Origin of the sequence: Mesorhizobium sp. M4B.F.Ca.ET.017.02.2.1 (genome assembly GCF_003998955.1) — a bacterium.
GTDB classification, from domain to species: Bacteria; Pseudomonadota; Alphaproteobacteria; order Rhizobiales; family Rhizobiaceae; genus Mesorhizobium; species Mesorhizobium abyssinicae.
On sequence record NZ_RZOF01000145.1, the window covers coordinates 1 to 13,673 of the forward strand.

Consider the following 13,673-nt stretch of genomic DNA (forward strand, 5'->3'; position numbering starts at 1 on the left):
AGGTTGCTGGTGAGCTTCGCCGTCCTCGCCCGCGTGGTGAGGCCGGCGTAACGGTTCAGCCACCAGGTCAGCCCGGCCTCGGCGCTCAAGATCAGATCGTGGCCGTCGGAGCCGGTATAGTCGCGCCAGTCGAGGCCAAGCGCGGAATTCGCCGTCAGGTTGGCGCGGACCTGGCGTTCGCCGGTAAGCCTGCCCGAGTAGAGGACATCGCCACTCTCCCCGGCCGTGGTGGTGCTCTCGATGGTGGTCCTGCCTGTGAGCCCGACGATGGTGCCGCGCTCGGGCGACCATTTGAGATCGGCGTTGACGTAGGGGCCCGCATTGGCCGGCAGGCGGTCGTCGTCGATCGCTTCGCGCAGCCAGCCGACGGAGAATTCGCCCGACAGCTTGTCGTCCATGTCGAGTTCGAGGCCGGCGCGCGCGCCGAGCCTGGTCGAGGAACGTTCGTACAAGTTGCTGTCGAGGCGCAGATCATAGACCCGTCGCCCTGCCTCCACCTCGACAAAAGGCGTTATGGCCGGCGAAACCTGATAGCCGGTGCGCAAGGTCGCGGAATAGAGCGTGGAGTCGCGGTCCTTCTGCGACAGTGTGGTGCCGTCCGAAAGATCGGCGTCGCCATAGAAGTCATGCGTGATCGCGCCGGTCAGCGCGTAGCGCATCTTGCCGACGTCCTTCTCGATGCCGAGGCTGCCGTCCACGGTCTGCCGCAGCGGCTGCGAAGTGACGCCGGCGATGGCGTCCGGCGAGGAGGCCGATTCCGGCACCGCCTCGTAGCCGAGCTTGGCGATGGCGCGCAGCTCGTTGTCGAGGTCGACGTTGAGCTGGCCTTCGATGCGGCCTTGCGCGTCGTTGATCTTCTGGCCGGAAACCGTGTTGCGGAAAATGCCGTAGCCGTCGATCGTGGCCGAGTTCTCGCGCCAGTCGGAGGTCGCGGAAAAACGCAGCGCCGTCTCCGACAGCACCGCCGACGTGCCGCCGCTGCTGGCATCGGCATTGGACGTCGCGGTGAAGCCCTGCTCCAGCGTCGGCCGGAAGACGAAGGTGCCGACCTTGATGCCGGTGGCGGCGAAGGGGTCGTCCTCGGGCTTGATCTTCTGGCCTTCGATCGAGGCGGTGCGCTCGGCGCCGGGGTCAAGCTTCTGCTTGTCGACGCTGTCGATGGTGACGGCGCGACGGTTGGCGCCGTCCTGGTCCTCTCCGGCGGTTCCAGTGTCTGCGGTAGTGGTGGTCCCGGTCGCCGTTGGGTCGGTCTGCTGCTTGGTCTTCTTCTTGTCGGCGGCCTTTGTCTTTTTGTTCCCGGCGGTGTCCTTCTTGTCCGCATCGTCGGCGCGCTGTTTGGCGGTTGAGGTCCGGCGCGGCTTGGGCGGAGAAGGGTTCTCGACGAACGGATCGTCGGTGGCGGCAGGCTGGTCGAAGATGCTGTCGTTCGCGGCCGTTCCATCGGTCTCGTCAGGCACTGCGCCGGGGCTAGCCGGCGAATAGGTGTCGGCCGGAGCGTCGGCGGTCGCGGTCGCCGGCCCGTTCAGATCCTGGGCACGAGCCCTGCTCATCTGCCTGACCTTGCGCTGCTGGTCCGACAGGATCGCCGATTCCGAAACCTCGCCGCGCAACTCGGTTTCCTGGGCATGGAGCGGCATCGGCCGCAGCAAAGCGAGGACGCTCGCCGCCAGCAGCAGCGTGCTGACGGCCTTGCCCGTTCGACCTCTTTTCGTTTCAGGCTGGGCCCCGGTCATCGTCACCACTGCTTGCGCGGCGCGGGCGCGCCATACTTACCGAACCGTAAATGGGGATGGTTAACGGAGGGTTGAGGCGGGCGGTTCTCTCGCGCATTCGGTGTCCCGCATGTCGAAGCCAAAATGGTGCTTCAGGCGAGGGCCGCCATCGACCGCAGGTGGCATTTCTGTTGGACAGGCGGGCGGCGAAGCGCTAAGCGCATCAGCCATGCATGCAGGGTCCCCAGAAAAGAAGCGCCCGGACAGGCAGGCTTCGATCGATTCGGCGCTGAGAACCGTGGCGACCGAGCAGGCCGGCATGGCTGCATTTGCCGCCGCGCTCGAGAACGGGTTGGCCGAGCCATTCGCACGCGCCGTCGAGCTGATTTCGGGCATCGAGGGCCGCGTCATCGTCACCGGCGTCGGCAAGAGCGGCCATATTGGCTCCAAGATCGCCGCAACGCTGGCCTCGACCGGCACGCCCGCCTTCTTCGTCCATCCGGCAGAAGCCAATCACGGCGATCTCGGCATGATCGCCAAAGACGATGCCATCATCGCCATGTCGTGGTCGGGCGAAAGCAAGGAGCTGATGGGCATCGTCGCCTATTCCAAGCGTTTCTCGATCCCGCTGATCGCCATCACGTCCGGCGAGACCTCGGCGCTGGCGCGCGCCGCCGACGTGGTGCTGCTGCTGCCGCCCGCGCCGGAAGCCTGTCCGCACGGGCTGGCACCGACGACATCGGCGCTGCTGCAACTGGTCATGGGCGACGCGCTGGCCATTGCGCTGCTCGAGGCGCGGGGCTTCACGCCCGACCATTTCCGCACCTTCCATCCGGGCGGACAGCTCGGCGCCAATCTCACGCAACTGCACGAGATCATGCATGTCGGCGAGCGTCTGCCGCTGGTGCCGTCGGGCACCGGCATGCGCGAGGCGATCATCGAACTCTCGCGCAAGGGCTTCGGCTGCGTGGCGATCAGCGGCGCCGATGGGGCGCTGATCGGCATCATCACCGACGGCGATATCCGCCGCCATATCGCCAACGACCTTCTGGCGATGAGCGTCGATCAGGTGATGACCAGGAAACCAAAGACGGCGACGCCGGACACGCTGGTGGCGACGGCCCTGCAGACCATCAACACCTCCGCCATCACCAGCCTGATGGTGGTCGAGGACGGACGTCCTGTGGGGCTCGTCCACCTGCATGATCTGCTGCGGATCGGCGCGGCCTGAAAAAGGCGCGTCACGCTCGGGAAGCCCTACGCGACACGCCCTGATTTTCTGTTTCGAAAGCGCTGCGCGCTTTCGGGCGATCAGACAGCTTCGACAGTCAGTTCCAGGTCGGTATCGGCCGAACTGACGACGCGCACCTGCGTGCCGGCCGGCAGGTCGGGACCCGACACGCGCCACAGCGTGTCGCCGAGCTTGATGCGGCCGCGGCCGTCCTTGATCGGTTCGGCAAGGGTGGCCATCTTGCCGACCTGCTGCGCGCCGCGCCGGTTGAGCAGCGGCTGGTCGGTCGCGTCATGACGCCCGCCAACCAGCTTCTTGCCGGCGAAGGCGGAGACCAGCGACAGCGCCAGGAAGGCAAGGACCTGGACTTCCCAGGTCCAGAAGCTTGCGTCCCAGATGAGCAGCGAAATCAGGCCGATCACCAATGCGGCGATGCCGATCCACAGCATGAAGATGCCGGGTGCTATAACCTCCATAACCAGGAGGACGAGGCCCAGTACCATCCAGTTCCACGGACCAAGTTCGGAAATGATGCGGTCGAACATGGGAGCAGCCTCCTATGATCTCAGTTGTCGCCGGACTTGACGACCGGCGGGCGCGAACCCTGCCGCGTCGCGGCAGCCGGTCCGCCATCTTTGAAGACTTCCTTGGCTATCTCGCCAATGCCGCCCAGCGTGCCGATCAGCGACGAAGCCTCAAGCGGCATCAGCACGATCTTGCTGTTGGTGGCCGAACCAATCCTGGTCAGCGCTTCGGTGTATTTCTGGGCGATGAAGTAGTTGAGCGCCTGGACGTCGCCCTTGGAGATCGCCTCCGAAACCACTTGCGTCGCCTTGGCTTCGGCCTCGGCCGAGCGCTCGCGCGCCTCGGCGTCGCGGAAGGCGGCTTCCCTGCGGCCTTCGGCCTCGAGGATCTGCGACTGCTTCAGGCCTTCGGCGGCGAGGATCTGGGCGCGCTTGTTGCGCTCGGCCGTCATCTGCCGGCCCATCGACTCGATGAGGTTGGCCGGTGGATTGATGTCCTTGATCTCGACACGGGTGATCTTGATGCCCCAGGGGTGCGCGGCCTCGTCGACGACGCGCAGCAGGCGCTCGTTGATGGCGTCGCGGTTGGACAGGAGTTCGTCGAGGTCCATCGAACCCATAACAGTACGGATGTTGGTCATCGTCAGGTTGAGAATTGCGTTCTGCAGGCCGGAGACCTGGTAGGCCGCTTGCGCCGCATTGAGGATCTGGAAGAAGGCGATGCCGTCGACACCCACAATGGCGTTGTCGCGGGTGATGATTTCCTGGCTCGGAACATCGAGCACCTGCTCCATCATGTTCATCTTGGCGCCGATGCGGTCGACGAACGGCACGATGAGGTTGAGGCCCGGGCTCAGTGTTTTGGTGTAACGGCCAAACCGCTCCACGGTATAATTATAACCTTGCGGGATTGTCCTGATGCCTTTGATAAGAAGCACCAACACCAGAAAGGCAAGTGCACCAATCGCAATACCGAAACCACTGAAGTCCATTTGAATCTCCCTCAGATGCCGGCCATGGCGTTGATTCCAGGCAGCCGACTTCACCAAACACTTAGGTGTGTTTCAATAGTGTTACAATCAGGTGATCGCTCATTATTAGTGGATGGAAGAGCGCGACAGGGGCGATCGATCGCCTCAACGCAGCGGGCTCATACCCAGCCGGACAGCTCGCGCCGCGCCAGCGCCTCGATCACCGCCATGCCTTCGGCGCTGTCGTTGAGGCAAGGGATATGGGCGAAGTTCTCGCCTCCGGCATGATGGAAGGTCTCGGCCGCCTCGCGGCCGATCTCGTCCAGCGTCTCGATGCAGTCGACGGAAAAGCCGGGATTGACGATGGCGATCGATTTGACGCCGTCCTTGGCGAGCTTCTCGACCGTCACGTCGGTGTAGGGCTGCAGCCACTCCTGCGCGCCGAAGCGCGACTGGAAGGTGGTGATCAGCTTCTTCTCGTCCCAGCCGAGCTTCTGGCGCAGCAGCCTCGTCGTCTCCAGGCAATGAGCCTGATAGGGGTCGCCCTTGTCGGAATAGGGTTTTGGGATGCCGTGGTAGGAGGTGATGACCACCTCCGGCGCGAAGTCGAGGCTGGCCAGATGGCGTTCGATCGAGCGGGCAAGCGCCTCGATGTAGACAGGCTCGTCATAGTAGGGCGGCACGCTGCGGATCGCCGGCGCGCGCCTGATCTTCATCAGCGCGCGAAACAGTTGGTCGTTGGCGGTCGCCGTGGTCGTCGCCGAATATTGCGGATAGAGCGGAAAGGAAAGAATGCGGTCGCAGCCCTGCTCGACCAGTTTCTGGGCCACGCTCGCGGTCGATGGATTGCCGTAGCGCATCGCCCAGTCGACGACGACATCGGGCAGGTCACCAAATGCTTGGGTAAGCTTCTCGGCCTGGGCGCGGGTAAAGGTGCGCAGCGGCGACTCGTTCTTCTCCCGGTTCCAGATCCTGGCGTAGTTGGCGCCCGACTTCTTCGGACGGGTGGTCAGGACGAGCCCGTAGAGGATCGGGTACCAGATCGCCTTGTTGAGCTCGATGACGCGCGGATCGGAGAGGAACTCCCTGAGATAGCGCCACATCGGCTTGAAGTCGGTGCCGTCGGGCGTGCCGAGATTGATCAGCATGACGCCGACCTTGCCCGCCTTGGCCGGCGCGGGACCAGCCAGCAGCGCGCCTGCGGCCTGCGCGGCTTTGGGATCGATCGGGCTGGTCAACGTCATCAAGGGGTCTCCGGGCATCGCGAAACCAGCGATGGCGGGGCGAAACTAACTATACGCCGTCGGTTTTCAATGCCGCGTCTGGCCGCACCTTAATACGCATGCCGGAAAGCAGAAACCCGCCCGGTTGTCCGGACGGGTCCCTCGATTTGCCGCGGCAGGAGTTATTTGGCGGCGGGCGGGATGGCCAGCGTCCCGCCGATCGGCAGCCGGTGCGCCTCGAAACCCTTGTTGGCGCCGGAGATCAGCTTCCACTTGGTGCCATCGCCATAGGCCTTCTTGGCCAGATCCCAGAAGGTGTCGCCGGCGACGATGACGTGGCTGGCCTCGGCTGGCGCTGCCTCGGCCGGCTTTGCGGGTTCCGCTGCCGGTGCCGGCGCAGCTTCGGCGGGCTTGGCCGGTTCGGCCGCGGGAGCAGGGGCCGGCGCCGCCGCAGGTGCCGCCTCAGCCGGCTTGGCCGGTTCTGCTGGAGCTGGCGTTGCCGGTGCAGCCTCGGCCGGCTTCGCCGGTTCGGCGGCGGGCGCCGCCGCGACGGTCGCCGCGATCTCGGTAATGCGGCCGTCGAGCTTCGGTGTATACGGCCGGTGCGCGCCGAGATAGTCGGCGACCACCTGCTCCAGGCCCGGGCCGTAGTCATAGGCGTTCTTGGCCTTCTCGGCGAAGACCTTGTAGCCGTCGCCGCCTTGGCGGACATAGTTGTTGGTGGCGACCATATAGTCCTTGTCGGGATTGATCGGCGCCCAGGCGCCGCCTTCCATCACCTCGACCGACTTGACGCGCCCGGCGTTGGGCGCGACCGATTTGTCGAAGGAATATTTCAGGCCGGCGACCTGCGGGAAGCGCCCGGCGCCGTCCTCGATCTGGCTGAGGCCGCTTTCCAGCCCGGCGACGAGGTCCTTGCCCGAGATCTGGAAGGTCGCCAGCGTGTTCTGGAACGGCAGTACGGTCAGCACCTCGCCCATGGTGACGGTGCCCTGGTCGATCGAGGCGCGCAGGCCGCCGCCGTTCGAGATCACGATCTCGACGCCCTGGCCCTTGACGCGGTCGAGAATGGCGTCGGAGACGAGGTTGCCCATCTCGCATTCGCGGGCGCGGCAGTTGTCGCGGCTGCCGTCGATCGGCTTGGTGGTCTCGGCCACCTCCTTGTTCTTCAATTCCTCGATCGGCGCGCCGAGCTCCTTGATGCGGGCGAGCACGGCCGGATCGGGCGTGATCGACTTGTCGAGAAAGATCGGGTCGCCGCTCGCTTCCTTGACGACGCCGTTGTCGTCGAACACGACCTTGAACTCGCCGAGATATTTCGAATAGGAGGCCGCCTGCACCACCGGCACCTTGGAGCCGTCGGGGTTGTCGACCATCGTCGGGTAGGGGCCGGCCGCTTTCGGATCGGTGTTGGACAAAAGCGTGTGGCTATGTCCGCCGACCACGACATCGATGCCCGGGATCTTGGCAATGACATCGCGCTCGCGGTTGTAGCCGATATGGGTGACGGCGATGATCTTGTTGACGCCTTGCGCCTTCAGTTTCTCGACCTCGGCCGTGATCGACTTGACGTCGTCCTCGATGGCGATGTTCGGGCCGGGCGAGGCAAGCTCCGGCGTGTCGTTGGTCACCGCGCCGACAATGCCGATCTTCTGGCCGCCGACCTCAAGCACGATCGATGGCTTGATCTTGCCGGCGGCGCCGGACTTGTCGTTGGCCACGACATTGGCGCTGACGACCGGGAACTTCGCCTTGTCGAGGTAGGGCACAAGTGCTGTCTCGCCGTCGTCGAATTCATGGTTGCCGAGCGTCACCGCGTCGGGCTTGATCTGGTTGAGGAATTCCTCCTCCGCGGCACCCTTGTAGGTGATGTAGAACAGCGACCCCTGGAAGCTGTCGCCCGCATTGAGCAGCAGAACGTTCTGACCCTCGAGCTTCTTGCGCTCCTGGGCGATCGCGGTGACCAGCCGGCCGGCACCGCCGATGCATTCGCCCTTTGTCTCCTCCTCGGCGGAGCAGGTCGACTCGTATTTGTTGTTGCCTTCGAGGCGGCTGTGCCAATCGTTGAAATGCAGGATGTTCAATGTGTAGTCGGCAAAAGATGCTCCGGCCGACAGGCCAAGCGCTGACGCGGACAGGGCTGCAATAGCGGCAAATTTCTTCATCTTCCTCTCCCGGATGAACCTCATCAGAGGTGTCTAGCGCCATCGCTTGACTGCAGCACGACAGCCAGCTTCGAGGCATGTTCACATCGCGTTTCGGTCGATGCAAGGGGAAATCAGGACGAGGTTGCCGGCACAAAAAAGACGGCGGCTCGCGCCGCCGTCCGCTATCAGGATAGATGTCTTACCGGCTCAGACGCGACGCGTCAGCACGAAGTTCTGCCCGCTGGCGCTGGTGCAGTTGAGCTGGCTGGTGGAGATCATCAGGCAGTTGAAGCTGACCGGCGTCTGGCGGATCAGCGAGGTGCCGTGGATCTCGACCGAGGTCGCGCCCGTCATGGTGTAGCTGCCTTCGGCGAGCTTCTGGCCGGTATCGGTGGCGACGGTGGTGAAGGCGCCGGCGGTGAAGCTCGACAGACCGGTGCCCTTGGCGTCGATCCAGGAGCCTTCGACGCCTTTCGGTCCGGCCGACATCGGCGGCTCGGAAGGGCCGACGGTGGAGCAGGCGGAAGCGGCCAGCAGGCTTGCCGCCGCGCCCGCCGAAAGCAATTTGCGTGCAATGGTCATGATCAAAATCCTCTCCTCTCGCGTCGGCCCGAAGTCGGTTCGAAGCACGGCGCGGACATTCATAGTGCTAGAGCGTACTCTCCAAACGGACGCACGTCGCTCAGGCCGCGCCCCTTCAATCGCCCGATTTCCGGGCGATTGCAAGGCAATCGGATAGGCTGACGGCGCCGCTATCGCACCAGGATGTTGCGGAATTGCCACGGGTCGTTCTTGTCGAGATCCTCGGGGAAAAGACCCGGACGGTGATCGAGCGGCGTCCAGTCGGTGTAGTAGCCCTTGACCGGTCCGAGATAGGGCGATTGCACTTCAAGACAGCGCCTGTAGTCCATCTCGTCCGCCTCGACGATGCCGGCTTCGGGGTTTTCCAGCGCCCAGACCATGCCGGCCAACACCGCCGAGGTGACCTGCAGGCCGGTGGCGTTCTGGTAGGGGGCGAGCTTGCGGGCCTCGCCGAGCGACAGCTGCGAGCCATACCAATAGGCATTCCTGTCATGGCCGTAGAGTAGCACGCCGAGCTCGTCGATGCCGTCGACCAGCTCGTTCTCGTCAAGCACGTGATGGACAGGCTGCGCCTTGCCGGCAGCGCCGAACATCTCATGCAGCGACAGCACCGCGTCGTTGCAAGGGTGATAGGCATAGTGACAGGTCGGGCGATAGTGGACCTTGCCCTTCTTGCCGCGCAAGGTGAAGAAGTCGGAGATCGAGATCGCCTCGTTGTGCGTCACCAGGAAGCCGTATTGCGCGCCGGGCGTCGGGCACCACGAGCGCACGCGGGTGTTGGCGCCGGGCTGCTCCAGATAGATCGCCGCCTGCGAGCCGTGCTTGTGCTTTTTGGCGTTCTTCGGCATCCAGGTCTCATGCGTGCCCCAGCCGAGCTCGGCCGGTTGCAGCCCCTCCGAGACGAAGCCTTCGACCGACCAGGTGTTCCAGAACACGTCCATCGGCTTCGGCTTCTTGGTGCGCTGGGTGTCGCGCTCGGCGATGTGGATGCCCTTGACGCCGGCCTTCTTCATCAGCTTCGCCCAGTCTTCGCGGTCGTTCTGCGCCGGCTCGGCGAACTCCAGGCCGAGATCGGTGGCGAGGTTGACCAGCGCCTGCTTGACGAACCACGAGACCATGCCCGGATTGGCGCCGCAGCAGGAGATCGCCGTGGTGCCGCCGGGGTTGCTGGCGATTTCCTCGCGCACGCTCTCGCGAAGCGCGTAGTTGGTGCGCGCGGCATTGTCGGCCTTGTCGTCGAAATAGAAGCCGAGCCAGGGCTCGACCACCGTGTCGACATAGAGCACGCCGAGCTTGCGGCAGAGCTTCATCAGTTCGAGCGAGGAGGTGTCGACCGACAGGTTGACGCAGAAGCCCTGGCCGCCGCCATTGGTCAGAAGCGGCGTCAGCAGCTTCTTGTAGTTCTTCTTGGTCACCGCATCCTGCACGAAGGTGATGCCGCGCTCGTCGAGGAGCTTTCGGTCGGTGTCGCGCGGGTCGATGACCGTCATGCGCGACTTGTCGAACTTGAAATGACGTTCGATCAGCGGCAGCGTTCCCCGTCCGATCGAGCCGAAGCCGATCATCACGACGGGACCGGTGATTTCACCGTAAACGGGCCAGTTTTCATTCGCCATTTTTTCAGACACTCCTTCAAACATAGGGAAAAGCAGGGCAATTGCGCCGGACGGTCAAGCGCTACACCACAGATCATTGTCACAAACCAGCGAAAAGCGCCAACCACCGGCCAGGCCAGCCCGGCGGCGTGGTTAAGCCGCCCTGGCCATATCGGCGAGGAAGGCGACCAGGCGGTTGCGGTCGGATGTCAGGCCCTTGTAGTCGAGTTGTGCCTCGTCGAGCGCCTCAAGCTGCGCGGCGAAGGATGCCGCGAGCGTTGCCCTGTCGGGATGGCGGGCCAGCACCTTGAGCGGGTCGAGATGGATGCGGATGGTGAACAGGATGTCGCGCGAGGCCGGCAGCTTGCGCAGCGTCTGGCGCTCGACGCGGATGAAGGCGTGGGCGTCGACGTCGCCATCATGGAAGCGCGAGGGCCGATTGGTGGCGCGGTCGATGCGCTGCAGGTTGGAAAGCGGATGATAGAGCGCGTCGCCGGCCTGGATCGACCAGTTGTAGCGCTCGACCGCCTGGCCCTGGAGACCGTCGAACATGCGGTTGATCAAGTCGGCCGGACGCGTTCCTGGTCCGAAGCCGGGCACCGGCGCATGGATCTGCTGTAGCGGCTTGCCGAATTTTTCGGTGAGCGACCAGGATGAGGGAAAGCAGAGCGAGCCGGCGGCCAGCCGCCAGCCGCTTTCGTTCCGGCGCATCAGGATCAGATCCTCCTGGACGAGCAGGGATGCCTTGACGAGCGGCGCCTCGCGCAACGCCGCGGTCGGACCACCGCCGCTCTCGGCGCCGATGACCTCGTCGCCGGCGCTCATGCCGCGGTGGGTGCCGGGGTGCTTCGCCGCGAGACAGGCGACTATGAGGTCGAGCACCTCTTGCTGCGCCTCGCGCGTGCCGTCTTCCTCGACAAAGACCTCCTCGGGGATTTCCACGTAGAGCCGGCGCTTCTCGGCGAGGTGGGCAGGCAAGTTCTCGTCGACATCGAGCCATTGGTCGAGGCCGAGCGGCTTCAGCCCGATGGTGAAGGGCTTTGACGAGCCGTCATAGGGCGTATGGGCGGGCCTGCTCATAATTCCTTGAACGCGTCCAGCTGGGCAACGGTCATTTTCGCCGTGAATTCGGTGACATTGTAATCGGCAGCGCCTGCCCTGGCGAAAGGATCGTCCGCCAGCCTGGCATCGAGCACGTCACGCGGCCCACGCGCGATGATGATGCCGCCGGTCCTTGGCCGCTTGGGCCCGGAGGCGACGAAGATGCCTTCGGCGTAGCAGGCTTTCAGCCATTCGACATGCACGGGCCCCAGCCGGTCAATCTCGGTCAGCGGCACCTTGTAGTTCAGCGAAACGACGAACATCGCATTCTCCCAGCCTGCGTCAGGACAGTTTTGCGGGGATCAGGCCGCGCAGCGAATTGCCGACGTAGACCGCACGGGCCGCCTTCAGATCGTCAAGGGTGTAGATCGCTTCGGCGGCGCGGCCTTCATCCAGAAGCTCGCCGCGCAATACGCCAGGCAAGAGGCCGCAGTCGAGCCGGGGCGTTGCCAGCACGCCGTCGCCGAAATCGGCGAAGAGATTGGTGATCGTGCCCTCGCAGAGCTCGCCGCGCTCGTTGGCGAGCAGCACCTCGTCGGCGCGGCTAGCGAGATATTCGGCGCGCGCGTGCTGGTAGGCATCGCGGCGGCTGGTCTTATGGCGAAGCAGCGTATCGCCGGAATCGAGGCGAACGCGCGCCAATTGCAGCCGCCAGACCTTGTCGGCGGCGAGCGGCTCAAAGGGTTGCGCGGCGGTCGTCACCTCGCCGTTGCGCGCAAGCACAAGGCGGGTGCGCAAGGCGACCGTTTGCCGGCCAACCGTGTCCATCAGCGCTTCGCCGACCCGCTGCGGATCGCAGGCGAAGCCGAGTTCCGCCGCAGATGCGTAGAGCCGCGCGAGGTGACGCTCGAAGCGCAGGAAGCCGGAGCCCGGCTCCCAGCGCATGGTCTCGATCAGCTCGAAATCGGCACGGTTCCCGTCGCGAAGCGCGCTTTCAAGAGACACTCCCAGTACTCCTCCTCGGCGGTGGAATCGAAGACGACGCCGCCGCCGACATTGTAGACGGCCTCGCCGCTGGAAAAGAGCGAGATGGTGCGGATCGCCACGGAAAAACGCATCGTGCCGCCGGGCGCAATCCAGCCGATGGCGCCGCAATAGACGTCGCGCGGCACGGCTTCGAGATCGTGCAGGATCTCCATGGCGCGGATCTTCGGCGCGCCGGTGATCGAGCCGCAGGGAAACAGCGCCGCAAGAACCTGGCGGATGCCGACATCAGGCAGCAGTCTCGCCCGCACGCGGCTGACCATCTGGTGCACGGTCGGATAGGTCTCGATGCGGAACAACTCCGGCACCTCGAGCGTGCCGACCTCGCTGATCAGCGAGATGTCGTTGCGCAAGAGGTCGACGATCATGCGGTTCTCGGCCTGGTTCTTCTCGTCCTTGCGCAGGAACGATTTCAGGCGCGCGTCCTCGGCCCTGGTCGAGCCGCGCGGCGCCGTGCCCTTCATCGGATGCGTCTCGATCATGCCTTCGGCGTCGATCTCGAAGAACAGCTCCGGCGAGCGCGACAGCACGATCGGATCGCCGAGCGTAATCAGCGCGCCGTATTTCACCGGCTGGCGCTCGGTCAGCGCGTCGAAGGCGGCGAGCGGATCGCCGGACCATTGCGCCCGCACCGGAAAGGTCAGATTGCCCTGGTAGCAGTCGCCCTTGCGGATGTGGTCGTGCAGCCGCGCGAAGCGCTTCGCATAGTCTTGCGCCGACCAGGCGGCGCGAGCGTCGAAGATCGGGCCGTTGGTCGCGGGACCGGGACGGCGCGGCACCGCCTGTTCGGCAGGAGCGTCGAAGATGCCGAGGCAGACCAGCGGCGCGCGCCGGCCCTCGGGAAGCAATGGCACCAGCTTCGGCTCGAGCAGATATCCCGCTTCATACGAGAAGTAGCCGGCCAGCCATTTGCCGGCATCGGAGGCCGCCTGCGCGGCTTCAAGCGCCGCGGGGAAATCGTCCGCGTCGTGCGCGACGATGATCTCGGCCGGCCGGTCGAAGACCAGCTGGCGGCCGCTCTCGTCGTTGCGGAAAATGGCGGACGGCAGGGACATGGCTCGAGTGTTCGGTCGGTGGTGCAGCGATCGCTCTATATGGGGGGGCGGCGGCGCGCAATCGAGGGAGCGGCGTCGAGGGCCGCAAAGGCGGCTGGACCAAAGGAAAGCGGCGGTGTCCATGCGCACCGCTGCTTGTCATGCGCCGGGAGCGCAAGCCGATCAGGTGTTGCTTGCGGTTCCCGCGGTCGGGAAGCGGCGGGCGAATTCCGTTTCGTCGCCGGCGGCGAGCAGCTTCGCCTGCTCGATCCATTGCTCGCGCGCGATACGTCCGTCGAAATTCAGCACCTCCTCGATGCGCTTGACGTCGTCGGCCGTCCAGGCGGCGATCTGGGCGTAACTTGTGACCCCAAGGCCCTTGAGCAGCTTTTCATTGACCGGGCCGATACCGATCAGCCGGCGCAAATTGTCGGCCGTCCCTGTCGCCGGCTTGTCTGCTGCCGGCGCTGACTGGGCCGGTCCAGGCGCGGCTGTCTTTGCCACCGCGTTGGGGGCCCCGGCCTTGGGCGTGGCCCCCAACGCGGTGGCAAAGACAGCCGCGCCTGGAC

General features: G+C 65.0%; 12 protein-coding genes and 1 pseudogene. 1 reads left to right on the forward strand and 12 read right to left on the reverse strand.

Going from position 1 to position 13,673, the window contains the following annotated elements; genetic code table 11:
• On the reverse strand, positions 1-1,733 hold a 1,733-nt coding region (locus EN738_RS18225; protein WP_127284905.1), incomplete at its 3' end, for an outer membrane beta-barrel protein.
• 208 nt (positions 1,734-1,941) lie between these two features.
• On the opposite strand from EN738_RS18225, the gene EN738_RS18230 reads away from it, so the two are divergent.
• A complete protein-coding gene (locus EN738_RS18230) occupies positions 1,942-2,943 on the forward strand; it encodes a KpsF/GutQ family sugar-phosphate isomerase (protein ID WP_127284906.1) in 1,002 nt (333 codons plus the stop codon).
• A gap of 80 nt (positions 2,944-3,023) precedes the next feature.
• On the opposite strand, the gene EN738_RS18235 is transcribed toward EN738_RS18230, so the two are convergent.
• From EN738_RS18235 to EN738_RS18285, 11 genes and pseudogenes are all read right to left on the reverse strand, one after another.
• Entirely contained in the window at positions 3,024-3,488 is a 465-nt protein-coding gene (locus EN738_RS18235) for an NfeD family protein (RefSeq protein WP_127284907.1), read from the reverse strand.
• 20 nt (positions 3,489-3,508) lie between these two features.
• The gene (locus tag EN738_RS18240; protein ID WP_127284908.1) at positions 3,509-4,459 is read right to left on the reverse strand and encodes an SPFH domain-containing protein; all 951 of its coding nucleotides are present in this window, start codon (positions 4,457-4,459) and stop codon (positions 3,509-3,511) included.
• Positions 4,460-4,617: 158 nt separating this feature from the next.
• The gene (hemH, locus tag EN738_RS18245) at positions 4,618-5,682 is read right to left on the reverse strand and encodes a ferrochelatase (RefSeq protein ID WP_127284909.1); all 1,065 of its coding nucleotides are present in this window, start codon (positions 5,680-5,682) and stop codon (positions 4,618-4,620) included.
• A gap of 161 nt (positions 5,683-5,843) precedes the next feature.
• Positions 5,844-7,826 (reverse strand): bifunctional UDP-sugar hydrolase/5'-nucleotidase, encoded by a 1,983-nt coding sequence (locus tag EN738_RS18250; RefSeq protein ID WP_127284910.1) that lies wholly within the window; start codon positions 7,824-7,826, stop codon positions 5,844-5,846.
• Positions 7,827-8,015: 189 nt separating this feature from the next.
• Positions 8,016-8,390, reverse strand: a complete 375-nt coding sequence (locus EN738_RS18255; RefSeq protein WP_127284911.1) for a hypothetical protein — start codon at positions 8,388-8,390, stop codon at positions 8,016-8,018.
• Positions 8,391-8,560: 170 nt separating this feature from the next.
• Complete coding sequence (locus EN738_RS18260; RefSeq protein WP_127284912.1) at positions 8,561-10,006, reverse strand: homospermidine synthase; 1,446 nt, start codon at positions 10,004-10,006, stop codon at positions 8,561-8,563.
• A 132-nt stretch (positions 10,007-10,138) separates the two neighbouring features.
• Positions 10,139-11,065: a DUF3445 domain-containing protein gene (locus EN738_RS18265; protein ID WP_127284913.1), complete on the reverse strand. Its 927-nt coding sequence runs from the start codon at positions 11,063-11,065 to the stop codon at positions 10,139-10,141.
• Positions 11,062-11,349, reverse strand: a complete 288-nt coding sequence (locus EN738_RS18270; protein WP_127284914.1) for a YciI family protein — start codon at positions 11,347-11,349, stop codon at positions 11,062-11,064. Before EN738_RS18270 ends, EN738_RS18265 begins: the two co-directional genes overlap by 4 nt.
• A gap of 19 nt (positions 11,350-11,368) precedes the next feature.
• Positions 11,369-12,031, reverse strand: coding sequence for an aminotransferase class IV family protein (locus EN738_RS18275; protein WP_127284915.1), 663 nt, complete (start codon positions 12,029-12,031; stop codon positions 11,369-11,371).
• Positions 11,980-13,125, reverse strand: coding sequence for an aminodeoxychorismate synthase component I (locus EN738_RS18280; protein ID WP_127284916.1), 1,146 nt, complete (start codon positions 13,123-13,125; stop codon positions 11,980-11,982). Before EN738_RS18280 ends, EN738_RS18275 begins: the two co-directional genes overlap by 52 nt.
• A gap of 162 nt (positions 13,126-13,287) precedes the next feature.
• Positions 13,288-13,673, reverse strand: a pseudogene (locus EN738_RS18285) (proton-conducting membrane transporter); the annotation flags it as partial.